22 protein-coding genes are annotated in these 26296 nt (G+C 36.3%); 4 read left to right on the top strand and 18 right to left on the bottom strand.

Features of this window, described 5'->3' with window-relative positions; genetic code table 11:
* Nucleotides 1-20: 20 nt before the first annotated feature.
* From AC3WR0_RS04805 to AC3WR0_RS04780, 6 genes are all read right to left on the bottom strand, one after another.
* On the bottom strand, nt 21-722 hold the full coding sequence (locus AC3WR0_RS04805) for a ComFC family protein (protein ID WP_492551235.1): 702 nt from the start codon (nt 720-722) through the stop codon (nt 21-23).
* On the bottom strand, nt 719-2086 hold the full coding sequence (locus AC3WR0_RS04800) for an ATP-dependent helicase ComFA (RefSeq protein ID WP_492551234.1): 1368 nt from the start codon (nt 2084-2086) through the stop codon (nt 719-721). The genes AC3WR0_RS04805 and AC3WR0_RS04800 overlap by 4 nt, the downstream gene beginning before the upstream one ends.
* A complete protein-coding gene (locus AC3WR0_RS04795; RefSeq protein WP_492551233.1) occupies nt 2073-3053 on the bottom strand; it encodes a nuclease-related domain-containing protein in 981 nt (326 codons plus the stop codon). The genes AC3WR0_RS04800 and AC3WR0_RS04795 overlap by 14 nt, the downstream gene beginning before the upstream one ends.
* A 281-nt stretch (nt 3054-3334) precedes the next feature.
* On the bottom strand, nt 3335-4174 hold the full coding sequence (locus AC3WR0_RS04790; RefSeq protein WP_492551232.1) for a DegV family protein: 840 nt from the start codon (nt 4172-4174) through the stop codon (nt 3335-3337).
* Nucleotides 4175-4312: 138 nt separating this feature from the next.
* Nucleotides 4313-4999 (bottom strand): response regulator, encoded by a 687-nt coding sequence (locus AC3WR0_RS04785; protein ID WP_492551231.1) that lies wholly within the window; start codon nt 4997-4999, stop codon nt 4313-4315.
* A gap of 24 nt (nt 5000-5023) precedes the next feature.
* Entirely contained in the window at nt 5024-6172 is a 1149-nt protein-coding gene (locus AC3WR0_RS04780; RefSeq protein ID WP_492551230.1) for a sensor histidine kinase, read from the bottom strand.
* A 403-nt stretch (nt 6173-6575) separates the two neighbouring features.
* On the opposite strand from AC3WR0_RS04780, the gene AC3WR0_RS04775 reads away from it, so the two are divergent.
* Nucleotides 6576-7214: a YigZ family protein gene (locus tag AC3WR0_RS04775; protein ID WP_492551229.1), complete on the top strand. Its 639-nt coding sequence runs from the start codon at nt 6576-6578 to the stop codon at nt 7212-7214.
* 10 nt (nt 7215-7224) lie between these two features.
* Nucleotides 7225-8208, top strand: a complete 984-nt coding sequence (locus AC3WR0_RS04770) for an LCP family protein (RefSeq protein ID WP_492551228.1) — start codon at nt 7225-7227, stop codon at nt 8206-8208.
* Nucleotides 8209-8296: 88 nt separating this feature from the next.
* Here AC3WR0_RS04770 and AC3WR0_RS04765 read toward each other — a convergent pair whose 3' ends face one another.
* From AC3WR0_RS04765 to AC3WR0_RS04750, 4 genes are all read right to left on the bottom strand, one after another.
* Nucleotides 8297-9421 (bottom strand): hypothetical protein, encoded by a 1125-nt coding sequence (locus tag AC3WR0_RS04765; RefSeq protein ID WP_492551227.1) that lies wholly within the window; start codon nt 9419-9421, stop codon nt 8297-8299.
* Nucleotides 9422-10026: 605 nt separating this feature from the next.
* Nucleotides 10027-10455 (bottom strand): divergent PAP2 family protein, encoded by a 429-nt coding sequence (locus tag AC3WR0_RS04760; protein ID WP_492551226.1) that lies wholly within the window; start codon nt 10453-10455, stop codon nt 10027-10029.
* Nucleotides 10456-10469: 14 nt separating this feature from the next.
* Nucleotides 10470-10817, bottom strand: a complete 348-nt coding sequence (locus AC3WR0_RS04755) for an EamA family transporter (RefSeq protein WP_492551225.1) — start codon at nt 10815-10817, stop codon at nt 10470-10472.
* 21 nt (nt 10818-10838) lie between these two features.
* On the bottom strand, nt 10839-11741 hold the full coding sequence (locus AC3WR0_RS04750) for a decaprenyl-phosphate phosphoribosyltransferase (RefSeq protein WP_492551224.1): 903 nt from the start codon (nt 11739-11741) through the stop codon (nt 10839-10841).
* 211 nt (nt 11742-11952) lie between these two features.
* Between AC3WR0_RS04750 and AC3WR0_RS04745 the strand changes: the two genes are divergently transcribed.
* Nucleotides 11953-12993 (top strand): acyltransferase family protein, encoded by a 1041-nt coding sequence (locus AC3WR0_RS04745; protein WP_492551223.1) that lies wholly within the window; start codon nt 11953-11955, stop codon nt 12991-12993.
* A gap of 374 nt (nt 12994-13367) precedes the next feature.
* Here AC3WR0_RS04745 and AC3WR0_RS04740 read toward each other — a convergent pair whose 3' ends face one another.
* The 4 genes from AC3WR0_RS04740 to AC3WR0_RS04725 form a co-directional block, all read right to left on the bottom strand.
* On the bottom strand, nt 13368-14429 hold the full coding sequence (locus tag AC3WR0_RS04740; RefSeq protein ID WP_492551222.1) for a glycosyltransferase family 4 protein: 1062 nt from the start codon (nt 14427-14429) through the stop codon (nt 13368-13370).
* Nucleotides 14430-14749: 320 nt separating this feature from the next.
* The gene (locus AC3WR0_RS04735) at nt 14750-15523 is read right to left on the bottom strand and encodes a glycosyltransferase family 2 protein (RefSeq protein WP_492551221.1); all 774 of its coding nucleotides are present in this window, start codon (nt 15521-15523) and stop codon (nt 14750-14752) included.
* Nucleotides 15524-15589: 66 nt separating this feature from the next.
* Complete coding sequence (galU, locus tag AC3WR0_RS04730) at nt 15590-16465, bottom strand: UTP--glucose-1-phosphate uridylyltransferase GalU (RefSeq protein WP_492551220.1); 876 nt, start codon at nt 16463-16465, stop codon at nt 15590-15592.
* 19 nt (nt 16466-16484) lie between these two features.
* Nucleotides 16485-17297 (bottom strand): glycosyltransferase family 2 protein, encoded by an 813-nt coding sequence (locus AC3WR0_RS04725; protein ID WP_492551219.1) that lies wholly within the window; start codon nt 17295-17297, stop codon nt 16485-16487.
* Between the two features lie 257 nt (nt 17298-17554).
* On the opposite strand from AC3WR0_RS04725, the gene AC3WR0_RS04720 reads away from it, so the two are divergent.
* Nucleotides 17555-18979 carry a flippase gene (locus tag AC3WR0_RS04720; protein ID WP_492551218.1) on the top strand — a complete coding sequence of 475 codons (1425 nt, stop codon included), beginning with the start codon at nt 17555-17557 and terminating at the stop codon, nt 18977-18979.
* 28 nt (nt 18980-19007) lie between these two features.
* Here the strand turns inward: AC3WR0_RS04720 and AC3WR0_RS04715 are convergent, their stop codons facing one another.
* The 4 genes from AC3WR0_RS04715 to AC3WR0_RS04700 all read right to left on the bottom strand — a co-directional run bounded on the left by AC3WR0_RS04715 (nt 19008) and on the right by AC3WR0_RS04700 (nt 26100).
* Nucleotides 19008-19985 carry a hypothetical protein gene (locus AC3WR0_RS04715; RefSeq protein WP_492551217.1) on the bottom strand — a complete coding sequence of 326 codons (978 nt, stop codon included), beginning with the start codon at nt 19983-19985 and terminating at the stop codon, nt 19008-19010.
* Between the two features lie 16 nt (nt 19986-20001).
* A complete protein-coding gene (locus AC3WR0_RS04710) occupies nt 20002-21375 on the bottom strand; it encodes an O-antigen ligase family protein (protein WP_492551216.1) in 1374 nt (457 codons plus the stop codon).
* A 24-nt stretch (nt 21376-21399) separates the two neighbouring features.
* Nucleotides 21400-21756 (bottom strand): hypothetical protein, encoded by a 357-nt coding sequence (locus AC3WR0_RS04705; RefSeq protein ID WP_492551215.1) that lies wholly within the window; start codon nt 21754-21756, stop codon nt 21400-21402.
* Between the two features lie 270 nt (nt 21757-22026).
* Nucleotides 22027-26100, bottom strand: coding sequence for a PA14 domain-containing protein (locus AC3WR0_RS04700; protein ID WP_492551214.1), 4074 nt, complete (start codon nt 26098-26100; stop codon nt 22027-22029).
* Nucleotides 26101-26296 lie beyond the last annotated feature (196 nt).

Here is a 26296-nt window from a genome sequence, read left to right as displayed (position 1 = left end):
CATCCCCCTGTTTCTATAGTTCAGCCTCTTGCTAGAGTAAATGACACCACGCTCTTTGCTCCCGCTTCTTTTAAAAGTTTAGCAGCATGCCGAATTGTTGATCCTGTAGTATATATATCGTCAATAAGGACAATTTTTTTACCAATAATCTTTGCTTCTTGTTTGATTTGAAAAACTTGAGGAAGGCGGATTCGTTCGGTGCGGGTTTTCTTTGATTGTTTTTCCGTGTGAATTCGACTGAGGATGCCTAACGTGGCCGGGATGCCTGCTGCATCAAGAAGAGCTTCAGACTGGTTGAATCCCCGTTCATAAAGACGCTCTTCGCTTAGGGGGATGGGAATAAATAAGTCTCCCTCAATCTTTTCTTTAATAGATTCGCTGAAGGCTTTTGCTATTGCATAGTCACCACGATACTTGAAACGAGCTATTGTTTCTTTTAAAAAATCATTATAAACATAGAGGGAGGTATTTCTTTCAAGCACTCCTTGACATTCAGGGTCTTCTTCCCAGCGAACGCAATCAATGCATAGGTCCTCTCTTCTAAATTCATTCAGTATGCGACAGCATAACCTGCAGGTTTCTCCTGAAATCGGCTGTAGTTTCCCCTCGCAATCCGAACATAACAGTTTTTCTTTTTCAGGTGAGAACAGGGAAACCCAGCCCACAGGCAAGTTAATTATTTCATGACACAGGAGGCAGCGGTCAGCTCGAAACAGGTTCATAGATCGACCAATCCCTTCTTTACGGCCTCCTGATTCATCATGACTATCTGTTTCCTCGCCCTTAACATAGACTCAGTTTTTCCGTAATTAAAAAAAGTAACATCCCCAGTTGGAAAATTGGCGCTCCTCCCCGCTCTTCCAGCAATTTGGACAAGTGTACTTTCGGTAAAAATGTCTTCTTCAGCACCTATTACAGCAACATCAATATTAGGGAAAGTTACTCCGCGTTCTAGAATGGTGGTTGTGAGCATGATACGAATTTTGTTATCACGCATATTTTGGACCTTCTCCTTATGGTCCGGGTCTTCAGCATGAACTGATTCTATATTGGCATTAAACTCTCGGAGAATAGGTATAGCTTTTTCCATGCGTTTGATGTTAGGAAAAAAGATTAAAGATTGTTTATTCACTTCAAGTCTCTGTTGAACCCATTTGCAAACCGTCGCAGGCATTTTTCCCTTAGTTAAAAGCTTTTTCCAATTACCGCACCATTCAAATCGAGGAACAGGCAGGGGATGGCGGTGAAACCGTGCAGGGATTGTAACATAATCTCTCTTTCCAGAACGGCACTCCCTTTGCCACTTCGTGCTTGGAGTTGCGGTAAGATAAATCATCGCAGATTCCAGCTTTCTTGCTTGGACCGCGGCATACTTAAGTGATTCTTCCACTGTATAGGGAAAAGCATCTACTTCATCAAGAATAAGCGTGTCGAAGGCGTGATAAAAACGGAGAAGCTGGTGAGTAGTTGAAATGGTTAGCGGAGCGTAAATATGACGGTCCTCACTGCCGCCGTACAATGCAGCAATAGGAATATTGGGAAAAGCTGATTTGAAGCGGGGAACTAATTCTATGACAACATCTGTCCTGGGGGTGGCAATGCAGACTCTTTTTTTATCTGCAAGTGCTGACTCAATACCCTGAAAAAGAATTTCTGTCTTCCCCGCCCCGCACACTGCCCATACGAGTAGTTCTCTATTTTCACGAATTGCTTCTGTTACTCTCTGAGAAGCGCTTTGCTGCCCTTCTGACAAGGTGCCGTTCCATTCGAGAATTCTATCGGGAAGAAGAATTTCTGGCGGGGGTCCGCTCCATCCAATAAGTTCCGTACACCCGCTAACCCTGCCCATCATAATACACTTCCGGCAGTAGACTTCAGTATTCCCGCAACGGGCGCACGGGAAAGAAGCCAACCATTCAGGGTCTGAATTACCACAACGGACACAAAAAGGCTTTTTATTTTTATAAGTGATACCTTTTCGGTATGTGACCTCATCATAACCGTGGAGATTGGAAGGTGAAATCGGAAGGTCATCCAGGAGCAGCTGCTTGCCGGAGAGGATTGATTGGAGTTCATTTTTCAACATAAAAACACTTCCTTAATTCATATACTCTCCCTCTGGTGGAACCTGAGGAGGGCAAATTGATAGACTTCAGGATTTTTTGACTGATATCGCTTGATGGAAGATGAAGAAAACGACGCATTTCAGAATTAGTTATTGCAGATCCAAACAGCAGATAGTACTCGTTGAGAGTTTCAAGATAAGCGTCATTTGAGAATGTTCCACATTGAAGACATTTCCACTTTCCGCGATGATAATCCATACCTAACTTAGAACAAGCAGGGCAGCGAACACCAGTCAATATATCAGACTTTTCAATTTGATAGAGTTTTTGGATGTCACAGCGCTCAGGTTCATGTTTTTTCAAAAGAAGGCGGCTAGCTTTTTGAATTGTTTTATTTTCCAGGGTTTCTTTTCGATGGGAATTCTCTATTTGTTCTATTTTGAGGTTTAACGAGTGGGCATGGCATACTTTATGGAATATTGGGGATCCAAGTGGTTTTAGGATGGTGGAAGGTCGACTGATAACAATTAAATATTCTATGGGCAGATCAGGAAGTCCGTTCTGCTTAATAAATAGTTTGAGCAGCCTTTGCTGTCTTTTGGCCTGTGAGAGGGGATCTTCAAAGCCCTGTTCATTGCCATCAGAGCCAATTCTTATCATCTGCTCGCTCTTCTGATCAAAATACAAGATACCGGAAATATTTTTTATTTCAAGAATGATAGCCAATTTCTTTGAGAGGAGTAAAGTGTCAATTTGAAAATAAGTATCTTCATAGGGTAATCGCAAACCATAAAAAATCGTATATTCTTTTTGTGGAAGAAATTTAAGATAATAGTCTACTGCAACCTCGCCTTTATAACCTGCCGTTCTTTTAAAAAGCTCTTCTTCGATAATAGGCATTTTCAAATGATTTGGCGATAACCGACCGTTCTTTAATACCTCCAAAACGAGTAATTTGTGAGGTTTAGACCGCTTATTGGCATTCAAAAGTTGTTCCTCCTTTCTATATTTTATATTTCTCGTTGAGGATATAGATTTCCTGCAGAACTGGCAGGTAAATTTATTAACTTTTTGAGTCTTAAATTACCAGATTGATTCTATTCCGCGGAAACTAGTTTTTATTCCGCGGAGTTGAGAACTTATTCCGCTGAGTTTTATCCTAATTCCGCGAACCTAAAGGAGTATTCCGCCGCCAAATTCACCTGTTATTCCGCCAAACCCCAAAATATAAAAGCCCTTCCGGCTCGCCGGAAGGGCAACTCATTATATCATTTTTTCACCCAGCCCATACCCATAGCACCTTCGCCAAGGTGGGTACCGATAACTGCGCCGAAGTAGCCAATCAAGAATTCAACGTTTGGATATTCAGCCTGTAGCTCTTCACGCCATTCAATTGCTTCCTGCTCGCGATTGGCGTGAATGATAACTGCCTTATACTCTTCCCCGCTTGCAGCATCTGCACCAAGCAAATCAACAATCCTCTTCATCGCCTTCTTACGAGTCCTTATTTTTTCAAAAGGAACAATTTTCTTAACTACAAAATGAAGAAGCGGTTTAACCTGCAGGAGACTTCCGACAAAGGCCTGAGCGCTGGACAACCTGCCGCCCCGCTGCAAATTACTCAGATCATCCACCATAAAATAAGCTCGTACAGACTGCTTCATTTCATCCAAACGGCGGATTATCGCCTCCGCATCCTCACCACGTTCTGCCCACTCAGCTGCCTCTAAAGCATAAAACCCCTGGACCATGCAGCTGATTTCAGAATCATATGGATAGACCTTCACATTCTCTACCATACCTGCTGCGGAAACCGCACCCTGATAGGTTCCACTGATCCCGCTGGACAAATGAATGCTGATTACCGCATCAAATTTCTGTCCTAGCCTTTCAAACAACTCTACAAATTGGCCAACAGGCGGCTGTGATGTGGTCGGCAGCTCGCGATTTCTTACTTCTTCAAAAAATTCAGTTGAATTTATATTTACTTCTTCCTGATAAACTTCATTTCCAAAAATCACATTCAAAGGGATCATATGTATGTTCCATTTATCGCGCAATTCTTTCGGAATGTATGCTGTACTATCCGTTACGATTGCCGTTTTCATAAAAGTGATACCTTCCTTGTCCTTTTTATCTACTATATGTACGTGATTAATTCTATATGAAAAGGAATAAATTTGCATTAGTTTATACGAAACACAAAAAATCCCCTCCGTAAACCGCGAAGGGGATCACCACAATATTTACCTTACTTCCACCCAGCCGTTTTTAATAGCAACGACTACAGCTTGTGTACGGTCGTTTACATTCATTTTTTGTAAAATATTGCTGACATGGTTTTTAACTGTCTTTTCACTGATAAATAACGCTTCACCGATACCACGATTGCTCTTACCGTCAGCAAGCATCTGAAGAACTTCACACTCACGACGAGTCAACAGATGAAGCGGGCGGCGAATTTCAATGCCACGAAGGCCTGTTGAAACAGCCTCTTCACCGCTGGCAAGCAGACGGCGATATTCATTCACCAAATTATGAGTTACCCGTGCGTGAAGATACGAACCCCCATCAGCTACTACTTTAACTGCCTCAATCAGTGCATCTGCATCCATCTCCTTAAGAAGATAGCCCCTTGCACCTGTTTGCAGTGCATGCATAACATAGTTTTCATCATCATGTATAGAGAGAATGATAACCTTTGCATCCTGGTATTTTTCTGTAATCATTCCTGTCGCCTCAACACCATTTACATGAGGCATATTGATGTCCATAATGACAACATCCGGCTGGTGCTCCTCTATTAAGTCAAGAGCCTGGCTTCCGTCATCACCTTCTGCCACAACCTGAAATGATTTTTCAAATTCTAGTATCCTTTTTACACCTTCACGAAATAATTGGTGGTCATCAATAATGACAATTTTTGTAGCCAAAACCCTTCGCCTCCCTGTATCCTTCTAATCTTTGTCTAATATCGGTATTTGGATCATGACAAGTGTGCCTGCACCTTTTTTGGAATCAATTGTGATTTGGCCTTCCAATAAGTCAACGCGTTCTTTCATGCCAATTAAGCCGAATGAATCGTTCCTTCTTTGATTCTTGTCAAAACCTTTCCCGTCATCTTTAACAGTGACAGTTATGGCCTCTTTGCATATTTCAAGTTTCACTTGAATTTCCTTTGCTTCCGCATGTTTCAATGCATTTTGCACAGATTCCTGTATAAGCCTGAAAAGTGCCACCTCATATTTAGATGGAAGACGCCGTTCCTGGCCAAGGTTTTTAAAGGAAATCACTGTTTTCTTATGATATTCTTCGATCGTTTGTAAGTATTTTTTTAGTGTAGGGACAAGACCAAGATCGTCCAAAGCCATCGGACGAAGATCGTAAATAATTCTTCTGACCTCATATAAAGAAGATCTGACCATCTGTTTGAAGCTACGGATTTCGCCGAGAGCTTCTTCTGGCCCTCTTTCCCTGTAAACTCGCTCAATCAAATCAGAGCGCATCATAACATTTGCGAGCATTTGAGCAGGTCCATCATGAATCTCACGCGATAGACGCTTTCTCTCTTCCTCCTGCGCTTCAATGATCTTTAGGCCAAAGTCCTGCTTCATTTTGGCATCTTCGATTATCTCACCCATTTGTCGTAAATCACTCATTAAATAATTCATAACCACTGAAATTTGTGATACAAGATGTTCGGCTCTTTCAATCGTTTCATTAATACCTAGAAGTCTTCTTTCCAGATCATCCCGGCGGTCGCGCAGCTGTTTTTCGATTTGACGATTCAGCGTCAAATCCATTTGCAGCTTATGCGCCTTTTCATACGCGTCGCGAACTTCCGCTTCGGTGTAGTTTTTAAAATGCATGCTAACTTCCGAAAGACGCTTACGTGCAAAACGAGCCTGTGTGTCTAGATGGTCCCCTTCACTAATGGTCCTGGCGACCTGCAGCTTGACCTCTTTTAGCTCCTCTGAAATAGCTTCGAAATCCTGACGGCAATTCTCGCCAATCCGGAAAACTTCATCTTTACTGTTTCCAACTGTTTCGATCATTTTTTCTAAAATATGATCTAGAGCCTTGGTATCAAAGTTCTTTAATGTCATTATGAGTCCTCCAACGGAAAAACCACTGGCTTTAACATATTTTATCGTTAATTACGGCATGTTACTATTCATATCCTGCCTAAATACACCAAATTCCGAAAAAATCAATAAATAGTATTATACTTAGGCAACTGTTTTATAACTTTTGGCCTATATACATAATCAATAAACCTTCTTCATTAGTGCCAAGAGACCCAGAAAGATTTTCTTTAATATTATTTCAAAAAAAAATCTTCCAGTGAGAAATTATCCTTTTTATTATACCATGTTGTATATGCCTCAATATTAAAAGTTTTTTACATTCGCTGAAATTTACACTATTCGACAAGAAGTCGAAATATAATAGATATTGCAGGTATTAGACTCTGGAGTAAGCGAATTAGACCAGAAAGGAGTCAAGCCAATGCTGGCCTCTTACTATACAGTAAAAGAATATGGCGAACACGAAATTATTATTGAGAAATCTAGGTTTATCGCGCAGGTTTCCCGGGCAGAAACAGAAGAACAAGCCCAGGAATTCATACAGACAATTAAAAAGAAGCATTGGAATGCTACACATAATTGTTCAGCTTATCTGATTGGGGAAAAAGACCATATTCAAAAAGCCAATGATGACGGCGAACCAAGCGGTACTGCCGGGGTCCCTATTCTCGAAGTTCTCAAAAAGAAGAAGCTAAAAGACACAGTGGTAGTAGTTACAAGATACTTTGGTGGAATTAAACTCGGAGCAGGCGGACTAATACGCGCTTATGGAAAATCTGCATCAGAAGGCATTAATGCAACAGGGTTAGTGGAGCGCAAGTTGATGAGAGTTATGCACGTAAAAGCTGACTACACATGGCTGGGAAAATTAGAGAATGAACTTAGAGCATCAAATTATCAAATTAAAGAGATCCATTATTTAGCTGATGTTGAACTAGAAATTTTTGTCGAAGAGTCAAAAATAGTCGAATTTTCAAATTGGCTGATTGAACTTACAAATGCTCATGGTAAAATAAGTCGAGGAGACTCGATATACTTGGAAAACGAGATTACAATATAAGGAGATATCAATGGAAACAACAAGAATCAGAAGAAAGCAGAGAAGGCCTAGGCTAAGGATTAAAAGATTAGTGCTTGCCTTATTACTTTGTATAATTGTACCCGCTTCTACCTATTTTGGATTTGTTGCTTTTCAAACATATAAAGCTGCAGAAAAATCCTACAGCGGACTAGATAGAGGAAGCCATTCAGCTTTTAGAACAAAAGAAGTAAAAATAAGTAAAGATCCGGTTTCCATTTTATTAATGGGCCTTGAAAACTATTCATCGGGTTATAAAGGCGGAAGAACTGACTCTTTAATTGTAGCCACTTTTAATCCTTCTTTAAAAACTATTAAACTATTAAGTATACCTAGAGATACTTATACCTATATTGAAGCAAAAGGCAAAAAGGATAAAATCAACAGTGCTTATGGTGCAGGTGGCAGGGATGAGACCATCAAAACTGTCGAAAACCTCCTCGATATACCTATAGATTATTATGCAGAAGTACAATTTGACGGTTTTAAGGACATTGTTGATGATTTAGATGGTGTAAAGGTAAATGTTCCATTTGACTTTTGGGAATATACAGATACTCATCCTAGGAAAAAAGTTTATTTTCACGAAGGCCCTCAACACCTTGATGGTTTAGAAGCACTTGCCTATGCACGAATGAGAAAACGGGATCCGCGTGGGGACTTCGGAAGAAATGATCGACAAAAGGAATTAATAAAAGCAATTATCGACAAAGCTTCGACACCTTCTAATGTTTTAAAAATTGATAAAATCGCTTCCCATGTGAGTGACAATATTAAAACTAATATGCGTTTAGAAGAACCTCTTTATTTTTATAAGAAGTATAAAGGATTTTCTTCAAAAGACATTGAAACTATAAAATTAAAGGGTAATGATGAATATATCAATAATGTTTACTACTTTGCACCAGATGAAGAAAGTTTAAAGGAAGTTCGAAATGAACTTCAAAACCATTTGGAATATAAAAAACAGGAATAACTATTGAGAGGGGATTCATAAAGAATCCTCTTTTTATTTACAGACAAAATTTTAAAAACGGCAGAACAAGTAGTTCTGCCGTTTTCCTTTATTTCTCTTTATGTTCAAATTTATCAACAATCAGTCGTTTTTCCAATATTTTATTTAAACTTACTGCGTCTTGTTTGTTTTTTAAACAAACCTGCAGATAAGAACGGATGAAAGTAGCTGAATTGTGGCAGTAAAAGTTTTTTACTTCCCTGTAATGTATGTTCGATTCTTTCAACCTAATTCTATTTGAAGCAAAGGCTCCAAAGGTTACATCGACAGGATGTTTTTTACTTAACAAAGCAACTTCACTTAACTCTTGGTCTGTTATTTTACTGTATACATAAGAACTGTAAATATTAAATCCGCCAGTAATTAAGATATTTGCTGCCAAAATTACAGCTAACCCATACGGTATTATTCGGTAAAATCTTTTTTGTGAGAAAAGCAGTGATAAAAATATTAGAAGTACTGGAATAATCCAAAGTTGAGGTATATAACGGGCCCACCATGGTTCGGGATTAATAAAAATGGACACTGATAACCAAAATACAACAAAAGACAGCCAAATTCTTTGTTTCACCTCAAGGACAAACATCAAATATACAAACAAGGCCGCTGAAAGTAATGCAATTATCCCAGACAGAGGGCCAAATCCTCCTATTCTTGTATCGGGTACGGAGAATTGATACATTTCATTCTCGGTTATAACAAATGGAGATTTAAACATTGGATAAGCTCGTGAATTATCTGATGGTGAAAAAGTTGATTTTATAAATTTTTTAAATCTGTTATTTTCAGTCACAAATTTCTTATCCATATTTATGGTTATGATATCCACGGGGTTTTTACCGGCCAGAGGATAAAAAGGATGACCATTTTTAACAGTGTTTGTTATATAAGGATTAAAACCAATTACTGCTACACTCAATATAAAAGCTGCAGCCAGGGTTATAAATACCGGTTTTATTTTTTCTCTTTGATTAATGAAAATGTAAAGAAAAAAAGCAAAGCTTAATACAGCTATATAGACCAGTGCTGTAAATTTAATATTAACAATAAAAACAATAGTGGCTGCTATAGTAATTAAATTTAACCAATGGGGATGCCTGATGTAAAGGATTGCCAATAAGAAAAATAAAATGAGAAGAGATGATAGTAATCCGTCAACATAGTAACTAAACATCTGGTATACACTTACGGGATTGAATGCTAAAAGAAAACTAAAAAGAAAACAGGTTCCCCTTTTTTTAAAGAAGGGGTTCAGAACAGATAAAGAAATTAAAAAAACAGAAATAATTAAAAGCAGGTTAAATGCTTTTCCTTGTTCAATATGATTGTTCAGATGATATATCGTAGCTGCAAGAATCCAAGGTCCTTTAGCATAATGATTAATCCATATTGCCCTGTTTACTTTATCTGAAAGAGGATTATCAAGATGAGGGTTCCACCCTTGGTCCAGCTGTATAATGGCTTCCTGCTGGTATGCCTGCCCATCCCAGGACAGATCGTAAAAATGACCGCTTAGAAGTATTGAAGATAGAAAAATAAAAAGAAAAAGTCCAGTTATTATTAATAAATTTCTAACAGGGCTCTTATGATTACTTTTATAGTATTTATAAAATAAAATGATAGTTATTAAAAAAGCTAAAACGATTTGCGCATTGGATATGCTAATATTAAGAAAAAACATGACCGAAGCAATGCTTAGTAACACCCCGGCAAAAACTACTACCATTTTCCCTAAATCTTCTGAGAACTGAATTATGTTCATAAAAAATCCTTCCTTACCTATATACCCAAGTAACTTGCAATCAAATTTAATACAAAGCCTGTAATTGACCCCAGAATTAATCCTCCAAGGACTTCAACTCGTTTATGTCCTTGTTTTTCTCTTAATGACTTTCCCTTGTTAGGCTTTATTATGTAATTATTAATATGTTCTGCATGAACGCCCAATGCTCTTCTTATTCCAGTCGCGTCAATAATTGTAATAACTATGAAAGCAACACCCAAGCCAAAAGCAGGTGTATTAAAGCCGCTTAAGAAGCCAATCATCATAACAGTCGTTGTTACAACCGTTGTGTGAGTACTTGGAAAACCGCCATTTCCTATATGGCGAAACGCTTCTTTTCGAAATTTAGCAAAATTAATAATAAATTTTAGTGTTCCTGAAGCTAACCAGCCTATTATAGGGGCTAACATATAAAGATAACTCATCGGTTTACTTCCCCCTATGATTTGGAAATAAATATAATACCAACTACAATAAACAATAAGCCTATAATTTTAAAAGTATTTAATGTTTCTCCAAAGAGGAAGAAAGAAGCAATAAAAACGATAATATAACCAAAGCTAACCATCGGATAAGCAGTGCTTAACTCAACCTTGCGCAAGACAACAATCCACAGTAAGGCACTAAGCCCATATAAAAATAAACCTGAGAAAACCGGAACAGTTATGTAAGATTTCAATAAACCTGCATTTTCCATTGTTGTGCTCTTTAAGGCACCAAATTTTAATGCTATTTGTCCAAGAGCACCAATGGTCACAGAAATTAATATTAAAATAATATCTTTCATGATTATCCTTTCCTTTAACCTCTATTCAAAAAAGGTTAATATAAAAATTACTAGTATAGCATATAAGGTCACCGTTATTAAAATATGTTTATCCTCTAATAAAACCTTCTCAGGACTTCCGCCTTTTCCTTCCATTTGGATTAAGTAAAGATATCGGAACATTCCGTAAACCACAAGTGGTATTGTCCACATTAAATATAATGTATGACCAGAAGTAAAGGTAAATAACATATAACTTAATAGTGTAGAAGAAGTAACAATAGTACTTAATTGGTCAACTAACTGGGGAGAATAAAATTCCAGGACCTTACGATGAGACCCCTTTTTTTGATTCAACAAAAGAAGTTCATGTCTTCTCTTGTTAACTGCAAGAAATAGAGCAAGCAGTAGAGTGCAAATTAAAAACCATGGGGTAATCTTTACATCAATTATTAGTCCGCCACCAATGGCTCTTAAGACAAACCCGCTTGCAATAATCATAATATCGATAATAACCACATGTTTCAAATGGAGTGAATAAGCTACATTCATAGCAAAATATACTACTAAAACCGTACCAAATAATATATTAAAGTAAAAAGCAAAAAAGAAGGACATTAATAACAACACTAGACCTACTGTTATTGCAAAATAAGGATTGAGCTTTCCAGAAGCCATCGGGCGGTATTTTTTTTCAGGATGAAGGCTGTCAGCATGCCTATCAATAAAGTCATTCAAAATATATACACAGCCAGAAACCAAAGAAAATAATAAAAAGCCAACAATAGCTTTAGCAAATAAGTCTAAACTAGTTATTTTGCTTGAAAATATTAAAGCTGCAAATACCAATAAATTCTTCGTCCATTGTTTAGGGCGAAGCTGACGAAACATTAGCCCTATCGTTGTTTCCCTTCTATTTCGAAAAACGGAAGATTCCAAATTCATAGATTTTCCTCCATGTTAAATAAATTATAAACCTTATAGAGTATATCAAATGTATTTTGTTTTTACTAGTAAGCCTGAAAGGATAATATAGGAAAATAACTTAGCATTATTTAATTTCAGTAAAAAAGAGAAAGTTTTTTCTATTCCAATAAATAAATATAATGTATTCTTTAATAGTGTACTAATTAGACATAAAGAGAGGAAAAACTAAATGGAAAACAGAAATAATATGCTTGATATTCTAAAAGGTGCAGCTATTTTAAACATTATTTTTATACATACGGTTTGGTGGACAGGAACTGAGTATGTTCCTGACATTTTACGAAGCCTTTCTCTTCTTGTAGATGTTCCTTTGTTTTTTTTCTTAAGCGGCTGGGCAACAACCCTGAAACCAAAGATAGTCTACAAACCATTTAAAAGAATAATAAAGTTGTATATTCCATATATAACCATGCTTTTGATATTGATTCTTTCATTATGGGCGGTTTATGGGAGAAGCCCTTCTATCCATGACTTTTCAAAATGGTTCCTATTCCTAAACTATAATTCTTATGAAATCCCCGTTGTAATGGGATCGATGTGGTTTCTAATTGTGTTCTTGTTTATCACACTCTGCACGCCACTTCTTTTGAAAATTTCCCAGAAAAGGGATATGAGTTATATCTTAATATTGTTGCTATCAGGAATTTCGCTTTTATATACCTTTAATAAGGACTTTGCCAATTTCAACCTATATCCTACTGTCAGTTTAAGAGTTTTCCTTTTTTATTTACTTTTTTATTTTATGGGTATTTATTTTTCAAGGTACCAGCTTAGTTTTTCTTCAATGGCCAAATTAGTTCTAGCAATCCTGCTGTTATTGGGATGTATGTCGATTTCAATATATCAATCGACATTCGACTTACAAAATAACAAGTTTCCTCCCTCCAGCTTTTATTTATTGGCCTCTTTGCTTTCAGTAGTCATTTCTTTATATTTAAAGAATTTCGAAGCTGCTGCTACTAATAGGCTTAAAAAGTCATTTTTATTAAAATTTTTAAGATTCAGCGGACAGAATGTTTTTTTTGTGTATCTGTACCAGGGCTTTGGATCATCCGCCATTTCGATTATAGTCCACTATTTTAGAAATCATGGGATGCTAGTACATTGGGTTCCAATTTTAATACTTTGTTTTATTTGCAATATCCTTTTTACTTATTTAATGGTTATTGTGGCAAGATTTATTAATAAAAAAGTATCTTTTATTTATTAATAAAGGCTCTTTTCGTAAACTTTGTTGTTTATAAAAGCAAAAATAGACTCGCTTTCCACTGGCAATTCGCGAGCCTCCTCGGTCGCTAACGACCTGGAGGGTCTCGCCCTGACTTACTTTCCCGCAGGACGTTGAGATTGCATCGGTGAATCGTCACCGCACGAAAAAAATGCGAATGAATTTCCAAGGGAGTCTCGCCTATTTTTACTCACAGTTTCTTCAAATTGCAACAATCTTTTAGAAAACAACCTTAATAAAAAAGCAAAGAAAAGATCTTGATCTTTTCTTTGCTTTTTTGTTTTATAACAGTATAATTTTATCCTTTTATGGCAAAAATAAAAAAAGCATTGATCAATGATCAATGCATAAAAAAATTAGGATCTTCCTAAAAGCTTTCTATATAATTTTGAAAATGTTCTGTGACGTTCGCTCACGATACCTACAAGCTCTGCAATTATATGGAGCATCACAAACAAAACAATTAAGATAATAAACGAAACCCACAATGTGGCAGAGGATAAAACAATCGCCGCAGCACTAAAAAGTATCGCTATGCCATAGATCGTTAGTACAGTATTTCTATGCGACAACCCCAGCTGCATAATACGATGATGCAAGTGGGATTTATCCGGAGCGGATATTGGTTGTTTATTTATAAGCCTTCTAATAATCGCAAAGGCCGTATCAAAAACAGGAACACCTAGGATGATAATTGGAATTATTATACTGAACAATGTAACACTTTTATATAACCCCAGTAAGGAAAGAACGGATATGCAATAGCCCAAAAACAGCGCACCAGTATCTCCCATAAATATTTTTGCAGGGTGGAAATTGTAAAATAGGAACGCCAATGTACTTCCAAGCACGATAAGACAAAGAGTTAAGATCAAGCCTTTACCTGACAAACCAGCCAAAACCGCAATTGCTGCTATGCCTATCGAAGAAACTCCAGCTGCCAATCCATCCAGGCCATCAATTAAGTTAATTGCATTTGTAATACCCACTATCCAAAATACAGTTAATGGATATGAAAGCCATCCAAGCTGAATTTTTTCAGGAACGAATGGGATGGATATAAAATCAATGGTTAAACCAGAAGTTACAATTAATATCGCGATTACAAGCTGGCCTAAAAATTTTACTTTAGCAGATAATTCGAATAGGTCATCCAAAATCCCAATTGCTATTATTAAACAAGCTCCTACACTTATTGTTAAAACTTTTTCATGATTTAGACCAGATGCAAAATATCCAGCAATTACACCGATAAATATGGCTAATCCGCCTAATCGGGGCATTATTTTTTGATGAACTTTTCTGTAGTTAGGTTTATCGGTTGCGCCAATTTTTACTGCGAACTTTATCACAAAGGGCGTAACAATCAAAACCGTAATAAATGCTGTGACAAAGGCAATAATATTTTGCATATCCATAATAATAATATCTCCTTTTTTATGGATTATCGTTATTTTTTAACGATTAACACTTTAATATACCGTTCTTCTGTTGGAAGTTAATCGGAATATTCCACCATAATTTTCCCCGAGACCTGGTTATCAACATTTCTCAACATTATTCAACATTAAATCAAAACCACATTAATTTTAACACTACACAGTTCTTATTACTAGTAAAATATTAAATGGAAAGCTTCCACTTTTGGCTTATAAAGCATATTATACAAATTACCCGCTTCTATGCCGTTTAACCAAAAAAACCTCTAATAAAATTAGAGGGTTTTGGAAAAAGATTCTTATACCGATTTTTTAAAGGCATTATAAGCATAACCCAGAAAGCATAAGGATGCTTTAAATAGCGATAATTTTTCTATATCCCTGTATACCTGCCAATTTCTTTTCGCCGCTTTAAACTTATTGCTTGAAATTGATCCTTCCACTTTCCGGTAATAAGCTAATACTTCATCTAAACCATAAGCAATATGGCCTCTTTTTAAGATGTCCAGCCACAATACAAAATCCTGACGAGTTCTTATGTTAACCATTTCAATCTTTCCGATTTTTTCTTTATCCAGAACTACAGTTAAACAGCCAATGATGGTATTTCTAAGTAATCCCTCATAATCTATACTCTTTGGGACATGTACCTCTTTTCCGGTTCCTGAGCCTTCCTCTGTCATTATTTCATATCCTGTAAAGGAAAACTCCAGGTCTTTTTCCTGCATAAACTCAATCTGTTTGGTCAATTTATCTGGATACCAAAGATCATCACTGTCTAGGAATGCTATATATCTACCAGCAGATTGTTTTATCGCTGTATTTCTTGCAATAGCTGCTCCAGAGTTTTCAGGTAAATGAATAAGTCTTATTCTAGGATCATTTGCAGCATATTTCTCTATAATTTCCACACTATTATCCGGAGACTTATCATTTACTAGGAGCATTTCCCAATTTTGATAAGACTGGGCTTGTACAGATTTTATTGTATCCTCTATAAATTTTTCTGCTTTATACACAGGTGTAATAATAGAAACTAATGGGTGTCTTTCCACAAATAAATCTCCATTCATAACTTATTTGTTAAAAATCCTGTAAAGTTTTAGCCTTTACAGGATTTTTACACTCTCTCTTTGGTGTTATTTAATTGCAAGGGAATTGATCAAGCTTTGAACATCATCTCGCAGATCTTTCCTTGCAAGGGCAAATTCGAGCGTTGCCTCAATAAAGCCAAGTTTATTACCAATATCATATCTTTTCCCATTAAATTCAAATCCATATATATCCTGTTTTTTTAACAGTCTCCTTAGACCGTCAGTAAGCTGAATTTCGTTTCCAGCACCAGGTTCTGTTTTCCCTAGAATATCTAAGATTTCAGGATTTAAAATATATCTTCCCATGATAGCAAAATTGGATGGTGCTTCCTCCATTTTAGGTTTTTCAACTAGATCATTTACCTTAAACAAATGATCTGAACTTGATTTTTCATCAAATGAGATTACACCATAACTAGACAGCATTTCTTTAGCCACTCGCTGAACACCAATAATACTACTGCTAGTTTCCTCAAACCTATTGATCATTTGCTTTAAGCAGGGCTCTTCATTGGATACAACAATGTCATCCCCTAATAGTACAGCAAAGGGATCATTACCAATAAATTTCCTGGCACACCATATAGCATGCCCCAAACCTCGTGGTTCCTTTTGCCTAATATAATGAATATCAGCCAAATTGGATATACGCTGCATTTCCTCTAGTAAATCATATTTTCCCTTATTTTCTAATGTCTCTTCCAGTTCATATGCACGGTCAAAATGATCCTCTATAGCCCTTTTTCCTCTTCCAGTAACAATCAGGATATCCTCGATACCCGATGCTACTGCTTCTTCAATAATATATTGAATAGTAGGACGGTCGACAATCGGAAGCATCTCTTTAGGCTGTGCCTTAGTTGCCGGCAAAAAGCGAGTTCCAAGTCCTGCTGCCGGAATAATAGCCTTTTTTACCTTCATATATTACACCCTCTTCCCTTTAGTTAACCCTTTTATAGGCAATTAATTCTTTAATAGCCAACAAGTAAAATTTTATAGGGCTGTCTAAATTTGAATACTTCTTTAAAAACAGTGCAGATAACATAATAAAGCCTGTCCATGTACCAAAGATTTGTTTAAATAAGGGTCCCTTACTTTTAAAAGCATTTAAATTTAAACGTGACTTTTGGGATGGCTTTGCGTGATAAACAATGATTTCATTAATATAAGAAAGTCGAAATCCTTTCTGATATAAACCCGTTAACATAATATTTTCCTCACCACTGGGATATTTTGCACCCAATCCAAAATCTTCATTGAATAATAAATCATCTTTATTAATTTGCTTTAATCGGATAAAAATTTCAATCGAGGATCTCTGTAATACTTGTCTAATTGTTAACTTATTAATGGTTCCTGCCGGGTAGTTCTTATAAAACTCCTCTTTTTCAGGATCATATATTTGGAAACAGATTACATCTGACTCAATATGAGTCTCAAGGTTATTCTTTGCCTTTTCAAATGCTTCAGGCGGATACCAGCAATCATCATCTGAGAATGTAACAATATTCCCACTGACATGGGCCAAGGCTTGATTCCTTGCAAGGGACAAGCCCTTACTTTTTAGAATAACATGCTTTATTTTTATGGTGTCGCTAAATACCTTTATAATATCGGAAACTGCCTCATGATTATCCTGTGACACGATTATAATTTCAAAATTATTATAGGTTTGCTCCTTTAAGCTCCCTAATAACCTAAAGAGCTCAGCTTTTCTTGTGCCAAGGGTAGGTATAACAATACTAAACAACAAATAAACTTCACCCTTTCATAAACAGGTTTGATCCCCATTGATGAATTATAACAAAAACGGTAACTTATTTAAAATTTGAGGGGGGCTTTGTAAATAAAGCGAGGCATTTAATTTTTCTTTCTGCTTTTTGAGATAATAGGAAACAATAAGAAAATGTAACAATAAGGTTTTTAAATGCCATTAGGGTTTACGTTCACGCTAGTATGAGGTATTCTTTTATGTGTTCTTATTAACGTTGGATAAGTAGGTGTACAATTTTGAAAAAAAACAGCATTGCAAGTAATGCAGTTTATTTATTTTTTGGTAATGTCCTTGTTAGATTTCTAAGTGCCGCTTCAACTATTCTGGTTGCAAGGCATCTCGGAGCAGAGGATTATGGAATCCTAAGTATTGCCTTAGCATTTGCTTCTGTTGCCGGTTATTTTACGGATATGGGTTTAACGCACACACTTATAAGAGAGGGAACCAAAGAGAACGCATCTATCCCCGTCCTTATGAGCAGTTTCTTTAAAGCTAGAATTGTTTTTTCTATTTTAACCATTATTATTTCGCTTATTATTGTCGAAATAATGTACGATGACAAATATATAGTTCGCATTCATTATCTTGTTTTAATCCCAAGCATTATTGGTTCTGCATTACAATTAATGGGGGCTGCTTATTATCAACTAGTGGAGAAAATGCACTTAACCGCTCTAATAAGAACGATAGCCAGTGTTACAACTGCAGCGGCTCTTATTTTGGGGATGCTATTCAGATGGCCTTTAATATATATAGCACCTATCTACGGCCTTGCAAGTGTAATAGCAGGCGTTATTTCATTACTCGTAGTAATTAAGCATGTAAATATATTTAAAGGCTGGGATAAAGGCATATTGGATGATATATGGAGCTTTACCATGACAGGACTGACAATCCTTCTTCTCCCACAAATTGGTCCTATCATTATTGAAAAGGCCTCTACATTAAAAGAAGCCGGTCTTTTTTCAGCTGCTTACAGAATTCCGTCTCTTCTATATCAGATTCCAGGAGTAGTAGCAGCCGCATTTTATCCAGTATTATTTCGGATGGGCAACAATAATGAGCTTGAAGGTCATTTGAAGTTAAATATTAAAGAATTAAAGGTAATGAGCTTTCTCGGTGTTTCAATGGCTCTTCCATTCTTATTTTATAGTCCTTGGTGGATTCACTTTTTATTTGGGGACAAATGGGGAAAAGCTTCCTTCTCACTTTCTTTACTAGCAATAATGATTATTATTCAATCCTTTAACTACCCAATGGCTGACGCCCTAACTACAACCGGAAAACAGCGGATAAGAATGTTTATTCAAACCGGAACACTTATTATAGGGATGACATTATATTATTTCTTCAGTTCCTCTCTGGGAAGTACAGGGGGAGCAATTGCAGCGTTATCCAGCGAAGCAATAATGTTCGTCGGTTTTACTCTTTTCCACGGAAATGCACTTAAACTAATATTTAATGGCGGGGGAAGAATATTACTCGCTTTAGGATTAATTACTGGTGCCTACTATCTAGTAGGAAACTTGGTAAATCCTTTTATCTCCAGTATTCTAATTGATATTCTTTTTATCGGACTAACTCTATTAATAGACCCTGAACTTAAAAATGAAGTTTCTAAACGACTATTATCCCGTTTTAAGTCCAGAGCAAAGGCTTAATAATAAAAAAAGGTTAACCTGAATCAGGTTAACCTTTTTTATTTGTTATAACTGCCTCTTGAATGTTTCCAATCTTTTCTTTTAACTGTAAATGGTAATCACCATAATTTGCATTTAAAGAAGGTTTTTTGGGAAAGCGAGAATCTTTAAGATCTTCTGTGTGAATGCTCACTGGAAGAATTAACTCAATCAGTTTATTGTCCTTATCGAATCCCATATAGACATCAAAACGCCTGTAGAAATAGTATGAATCCACCTTACCTACTCCATCAAATATATAATTTGGCTGGCCGAATTTATAAATAAAATCGTTTTTGTCCATTCCTATAGGGGCAGGTACATCCTGAATCATTCCTACATTAACATAGTCCAGGAAATGTTTTGATAATATCTTTTTATTATTATTTTTATAATTAATTTTAAAAGTTAAGGTATTGGAATCACTAACGAATTTATCATCTGACTTCTGTACGTCATTTTTATCTATTTGTTTATTAGTTATCATTTGTTCATATGGCACATCCGAATTTCCGATAAAAATTTTATCCACAAGGTTGTTTTTAAGTTCAAATATTACTTTTTGGCTGCCAGTTTTGAAAAAAACATATGATAAACCATTTTCCTTATTTTGATATTCATAAAGGTCATAAAGCTTTAACTTTTTTACTACTTCTTCCTTTGGCATCCCAATGGCGACTTTCTTTCTTATCCGGAATTTAGTATTTTCCGTAGAAATAAATTTGGAAATTTGATATTCAGTATAAACATTTAGTTTTTCTTTAGGAAACTCATAAAGCGGATTATCTTTTTCTATTGGACCTTTAATTTGATTTTCGATATTATGAATATTTTCCCCTACACCAAATCCAAATAACTTCATTTCATTACCAATGGATTGATAATCACTGCTTTGTACTTCTTTTGTTTTTAGTTTAAGAGCACAACCAGATAAAAAAATGGAAAAACAGGTTAATATCAAAATTAACATCATTTTTGTTGACTTCAAATTTTCTCACTCCATCTTAAAACTGTTTTTCACTTTCCCTTTCTTCTTTACCTTCCCCGACCTTTATTAATAAAAAGATAATGAGAAAAACAGCCCAAAATCTAGGTGTTACAAAATCGGCCCGGTACATGGAGGTGGTAAGTAAATGTACATACTCGATTAGAGCGATAAAGTAATAGATATTTTTTGTTCCCTTTTTTAACAACACCATCAATATCTTTCCAAGAGCGAAAAGAATAATCAATACTCCAATTATCCCCGTTTCAAAAAGCAAATCAATGTACATGTTGTTTGAAGAAGTAGCAAGACTGACTTTATTTGGCAGAATTTTGGTGAAATGTAAAAACTCGAATGAACCTGGTCCATATCCAAACAAAGCAGAGATAATTGAATGGTCAAATAACCAATAGAAAGGCATGATATACATGTAAATTCTGCTGGAAGACTGAGGGTTAAAAAGGGTATCCATTCGGCCAAGAATAGGGCTGAAAAACTTCATAAACAAGCCAGGCTTAAGGACTATAGCTCCTAAAAGAACAACACATCCTACAATAATCACCATCCAAAGATATTTTCTAGAAACCTTTGGGTGGAAAAGTAGATAGACCATGGTAAAACCTAAAACAATAACAAGATTGAAATATCCACTAACAGAAAAAGAAAATATAAGCACAAATAATGCAGGGATAACAATAAATAACACATACATCCATTTTTTCTTAAAAGTAAGATAACCGATAATAACCATATCAATAAGTATAGGACCAAGGTAGCTCGGCTCATCGGCAAAAGACGTCAGGCGAAAATTGAAAAAGCTAGTCCCAGTTAAACTATGGATGTAGGAGCGTGTTTTTAAATCTAGAAAAGGGATATCCATAAAGAAATACAAAAGCTGCCAAATCCCTACTGCAACCAGCAAATAAACCGAGAGAGGATAAATTCTGATTAACTTAAGAATACCCTGTACGCGTAAAGAGGAGAACATTTTATATCCAAAATAAAGGAGCCCTAAAAACGCTAAATAATATAATATCCTGGTAAGCATAGATCCTTTTAAGTATGTAATATATTCGGTACTACTAATAACAGTGGCTGTATACAAAGCAGAAAAAACAGACAGAATGACAGACGCAAAAAAAAGCAAAATGAAGGTTTTTATTAAATTATTTGCCCTGGTTTTGCTTAACTGTGTATTTGACATAACAAGAAAATAGAAAGCCAATAAAGCACTGACCCCGAATGTTAATAGAGCAGGAGTTGGAACAGGCAGCCAGTGGATATATTGATAGGAGGTTGATAATTGAATTAGTGCCAGATAGGCTCCAAAAATGACAAATAAACTCGTCCTATAATAAGGCTCTAAGCGGTTGAAACTATTGCGAATTCCCATATTAAAGCTCCTTTATAACGTTTTTCATTTGCGTATATAGTTAACCTTTTTTAAGTAATATATTTTGTCTTTAAGACCCCACTGAGTCATGTACATTAAATGCTGGTCCCCATTAAATCGATAAAACTTTTTATCTGATTCTACATAGGATGACCTTTCATTGGAAGAAAGTATTTTCCTTAGTGAAATAAAATCTTTATATTTTACTTCATTATTTTTGGAAAGTATCTTTTGGAATTCTTCCCAGCTCATTTTAGAAATATTATTGCGCAAATACTGATCAGCCTCAATCAGATTTCTAGATTTTAATGGCTGCTGTCCGCAAGCATTTAAGAGTAAAACGGAAACTAGAAGTAAAAGTAAAACCAATTTATTTTTCATTTTTTCATACTCCTTAAGATTAAGAAATAAAACGTTGGAAGTAATCCAAGTATTTTATTTAGTGAAAATAACTTACCCTTTATAATTTAAACACCTAAATTAAAGATTAACAAATTTTTTATAATATCTCCACCGAAAAAAATTCTTTTCATTTTTGTTTAACTTTTGTTTTCTGGGGTATATAAAAGAAGTCGTGTTATATGAGGTGGCTTTTATCTTGGTAGAAAAAAAGAGACTGCCAACAATATTGGCAGTCAAGAATCTAGGAATCTAGTTTATATAATTATAGAATTCTGCAGCATTCTGGCTTATTTTTGAAGCCCATGCTTCATCTGTAGAATATTGGTGATAACCGTTATTATATCTCATGTTATCCAGAGTCATCTGTGGATAAGAATTTGTATAGTATTGATCCCTAACTACATAATTTTTACTTATCCAGATTGCGCCTGCAACAATTCCTCCCTGAGGAGTGTCATAAGTATAAGCACCTTCACCCGGATTGGTATCAATTGCACCAATACCATAGAAATTATATTTTGTTTTTACAATTAAAGATTTTCCCCATCCTGTTTCCAAACCAGCATGAGACAATAGATAAACAGCATTTAATCCACTTTTTGCCTGGGCTTCAAGGAAATATGCCCCCATGCCTGTCATAGCAGTTTGCTGCCCACCAGTTTTATAATCAACAAATTTATTAATCTGGTCTGCTGTTACGCTTGACAGAGTGTTTAATGGAGTAAATATAGATATTTGATTAGTAACTTTCCCTTGTTTATCAAAATCAAAATCTATGAGATTGAATCCAGACTGGTCATAGTTAAGCGCTCCCCAAATCCAGCCTTTTTGGCCTGATTCAGTTTGTATTTGATACCATTCTGTATAGCTTGAGTCGGATGTCTTTTTATAATCCAGTACAATAACCTTGGAACCTTTATCTATGAAGCCTAAATCCTGATAGCTTGTTCCAGGTCCAGCTCTAAATGTTCTTCCGTCTTTAACGAGCCAACGATCTACCGTTATACTGCTATCCAAATAAGCTTTATGAACCCAGCCTATTTTTCCATCCAGGGTTTGAATTTTGACAGCATAATTATTCTCTTCCAGCTTGTAAACAATATCTCCATAAGATAATTCCATATACCGAGTATAACTTGAATTATAGTAAGTAAGATGAAGTGTATAGTTGCTAAGTTCGTCATAGCTTCTATATACTGGAAGTTTAATAGCTGTGACCACCTGCGCAGTCAGCGGAAGTGGTTTAAATTCAAATTCAAGATTGCTGGTAGACGTATCCTCTCTGTATTGAACCTCAATCCAGTGGATATCTTTTTCTGATGAATTTGCAGTATTTCGATCTGAAACATTAAAGCTTATCGTATTATCTGAATATGCCCCTGTTGTCCAGCGATCCACTACTAACTCCCCATCAATATAAACCCTTAATCCATCATCAGCTTTTGTTCTTAAAATATATTCTCCTGCCTTAAGCCTTTTTGCTGTTGAATATCGGGCAGAAAAATTATCAGCTGGGATTAATGAAGATGGCGAGCCAAGTTGATTGTCTTCCTTTAGTAAATAAGGATCAGTGCCTGGATTAATAATCTTCGCTGCTGTAGGCAAGCCCTTTAAATCTTTATTTGTATAGTAGTAAGCAAGCCAATTACCAAACGGCACAACATCTGAAAAAATTCCCGCGTCGTTTTGACTGTCGTAATAGGAAGTATTTACGGTATGGCTGCCTGCTGTAACACCCAGCCAAAGAGCACGGTCAAAGGTACCGTTGGCAGCAGTCCACCGATTAATCAATTCATTCCCATCAGCTTGTACTTTTACACCATCATCAGCATGAGTCTGTATAAAATAATCGCCTGCAGCAAAGTATTTTGTCTGTTCAAACAATGCTTGGAAATTATCTGCTGGTATGTTCGAACCTGGGCTCTTAGCTCCCCAATTGTAATGGACATCTCCATTAAATTGGTAAAAGATTCGATTACTGCTGATTTTTTGGTATTTTAATTGCAAATAAGCAGTACTTGTATATTCCTGATATTCGACAACAATATCGTGATATCCGCTGCTTAAATAGATATCATTTTTATTCAGACCACCCGAGTCAATGATCTTCTGTCCATCTACCCAAACCTTAGCATTGTCATCTGAGTTTGTTTGAAAAACATAAGTCCCTGCATCAAAATAAGGTTTCTTTTTGAACCTGGCAGAGAAATTATCAGCCGGTATAGAAGAATTTGGCGAACCTGTTCCCCAATTAAAATTAAGGTCGGTAATTTTGTTTACTGAATTGCTTCCACCGATAATTACTGCCTGGCCTTGAAAATCTTTATTTGAATAAATTTCTCCTAGCCAAGAGTCGCTGCTAACAGAAGTCTCATATGGTTCAAGGAACAAATTCACATAACTGCTCCATGTATCATCGCGGTACTGAACTTCAATCCAGTGAACATCTTTTTCATTCGCCTGAGAAACTACTCGATCTGAAATAGGAATTTCCATAGCCTCTTCGTTGTAAGCCCCTTTAGCCCATCTGTCGAGTACCAGTTTCCCATCAATATATACACGGATTCCATCGTCTGCTTTTGTGCGCAGGATATACTTTCCTGCAGGTATTTTTTTTGCAGTAGTATATCTCGCGGTAAAATGATCAGAAGGTACGCCACTGGAAGGGCTGCCTAAAGCATTATCTTCCTTGAGTCCAAAGCCTGTAGGAGGAATAACCTTTGCACTAACAGGAAATCCACTCATTGTTGGATTTGGATAATAGTAAGCAAGCCAGGAATCAAATGGTACAATGTCCGAATAGATTCCAGCACCTTTTACATACTCCATATAATTGGTTTTAACGGTATGTGAACCTGCTGCTGCATTCAGCCACAAAGCCTGATCCACTCGGCCTGTTGCCGGTGTCCATCGATCAATTAATCTCTTTCCATCAATATCTAAAGTAACACCGTCATCAGCGAGGGTTTGGATAAAATAGTTACCGCTATTAAAAACTTTGGACTGATTAAAAGCAGCAGTAAAATAATCCTTTAGACCAGTAGGGCCACTCTCACCCCAATTATAATGTACAGTCCCACCAGAAATATTAATGTTACTGAAAGGAGTATAAGATAAAGATATACGGGCTGGTCCTGCATACTCATAATACTCAACCTTAATGGTATGGGTTCCAGTCTTTAAAGGAACAATTGCAGTTCTGGCTGACACTCCGTCCCTCCAGCCATCAATTACCTTTTGACCGTCTACCCATACTCTTACACCATCATCTGAGAGGGATTTGAATAAGTAGGTGCCATCATTTAAAGAAACTGTTCTTGTAAATCGAGCTGAAAAATTATCAGCAGGAATATAAGGATTTGGCGCGTTTCTATCCCAGTTAAAATTCAAATTAGAAATCTTATTATAAGAATTCTTTCCGCCAACTACAATCGGTGTACCTTGAAGATTTTTGTTAGGGAAGTATTCTGCCATCCAGTTATCACCAAAGGATGAGCTATAAGGCTCCAGAGAAAAATCTATGTAGCTGCTAGAAGTATCCTCGCGATAATAAATCTCTACCCAGTGAATATCTTTTTCATTTGGATTAGAAACCGCTCTATCACTAATTGGGATAATAGCAGCTTGTTCCTTGTATGCCCCTTGTTTCCAGCGGTCTAATACTAGTTTTCCATCTACATATATCTTAATGCCATCATCAGTCTTAGTCCTCAAAACATAATTGCCAGCTGGCAGCCTTTTTGCCGAGTTATACCTTGCTGAAAAATGGTCATTAGGAATCCCGCTCGCAGGACTGCCATAGCCATTATTTTCATAAAGCTTCTTCAAGGTTCCTGTCGGATTGATTACTTTCCCTCTTGTTGGCATGCCCCTTAATCCGTCATTTGGATAATAATAGGCCACCCAGGAATCCAGTTTGGCTACATCCGAGAAAATGGATGCATTATTTAAATACTCAACATAATCGGTTTTGATATTATGCTGTCCATCTGGAACTCCCAGCCATAAGGCACGGTCAATACTTCCGTTGGAAGAACCCAAACGGTCAATTATCCTTTTTCCGTCCGCCTCAACCCTGACTCCGTCATCTGCCCACGACTGGACAAAATAGTCACCCTTACTTAGAGTTTTTGTTTGGTTAAAAGTAGCCGTGAAGTTATCCTTTAGTCCGGAAGGCCCCCCCATTCCCCAGTTATAATGAACTTCTCCGCCCTCTTGGGTGTAATGAGAAGATTGAACTGCGGCTTGTGGTGTTCCATTAAAAACTAACATAGACAGAATTCCTGCTCCAACGCCGACTCCACGTATTAAGTTTTTAAACAATCCTTCATTTCAACTCCTTTATTCTCGTTGTTTTTTATTTCTAGTAAAATATCCTTCTAGCATTTTACCTATTTTATAATATCATATATTTCGACAATTATTACCCACTTTAGACAATTCCATTCTTTTTTACCAGAAAACTGGAGAATAGATTGTTGAAAATAGGTTTAAAATCACACATTCTTTCAATATTTTT

The organism is Neobacillus sp. FW104-15D2, from assembly GCF_058790155.1.
This window is presented reverse-complemented; position numbering and strand designations above follow the sequence as displayed.

Excerpts from the sequence above, each read along its gene's own strand:
- AC3WR0_RS04805 (WP_492551235.1), bottom strand. The coding sequence starts at position 722 with ATGAACCTGTTTCGAGCTGACCGCTGCCTCCTGTGTCATGAAATAATT.
- AC3WR0_RS04800 (WP_492551234.1), bottom strand. The coding sequence starts at position 2,086 with ATGTTGAAAAATGAACTCCAATCAATCCTCTCCGGCAAGCAGCTGCTC.
- AC3WR0_RS04790 (WP_492551232.1), bottom strand. The coding sequence starts at position 4,174 with ATGAAAACGGCAATCGTAACGGATAGTACAGCATACATTCCGAAAGAA.
- AC3WR0_RS04780 (WP_492551230.1), bottom strand. The coding sequence starts at position 6,172 with ATGACATTAAAGAACTTTGATACCAAGGCTCTAGATCATATTTTAGAA.
- AC3WR0_RS04775 (WP_492551229.1), top strand. The coding sequence starts at position 6,576 with ATGCTGGCCTCTTACTATACAGTAAAAGAATATGGCGAACACGAAATT.
- AC3WR0_RS04770 (WP_492551228.1), top strand. The coding sequence starts at position 7,225 with ATGGAAACAACAAGAATCAGAAGAAAGCAGAGAAGGCCTAGGCTAAGG.
- AC3WR0_RS04765 (WP_492551227.1), bottom strand. The coding sequence starts at position 9,421 with ATGTTTAGTTACTATGTTGACGGATTACTATCATCTCTTCTCATTTTA.
- AC3WR0_RS04760 (WP_492551226.1), bottom strand. The coding sequence starts at position 10,455 with ATGAGTTATCTTTATATGTTAGCCCCTATAATAGGCTGGTTAGCTTCA.
- AC3WR0_RS04755 (WP_492551225.1), bottom strand. The coding sequence starts at position 10,817 with ATGAAAGATATTATTTTAATATTAATTTCTGTGACCATTGGTGCTCTT.
- AC3WR0_RS04750 (WP_492551224.1), bottom strand. The coding sequence starts at position 11,741 with ATGAATTTGGAATCTTCCGTTTTTCGAAATAGAAGGGAAACAACGATA.
- AC3WR0_RS04745 (WP_492551223.1), top strand. The coding sequence starts at position 11,953 with ATGGAAAACAGAAATAATATGCTTGATATTCTAAAAGGTGCAGCTATT.
- AC3WR0_RS04740 (WP_492551222.1), bottom strand. The coding sequence starts at position 14,429 with ATGGATATGCAAAATATTATTGCCTTTGTCACAGCATTTATTACGGTT.
- AC3WR0_RS04735 (WP_492551221.1), bottom strand. The coding sequence starts at position 15,523 with ATGAATGGAGATTTATTTGTGGAAAGACACCCATTAGTTTCTATTATT.
- galU (WP_492551220.1), bottom strand. The coding sequence starts at position 16,465 with ATGAAGGTAAAAAAGGCTATTATTCCGGCAGCAGGACTTGGAACTCGC.
- AC3WR0_RS04710 (WP_492551216.1), bottom strand. The coding sequence starts at position 21,375 with ATGGGAATTCGCAATAGTTTCAACCGCTTAGAGCCTTATTATAGGACG.
- AC3WR0_RS04705 (WP_492551215.1), bottom strand. The coding sequence starts at position 21,756 with ATGAAAAATAAATTGGTTTTACTTTTACTTCTAGTTTCCGTTTTACTC.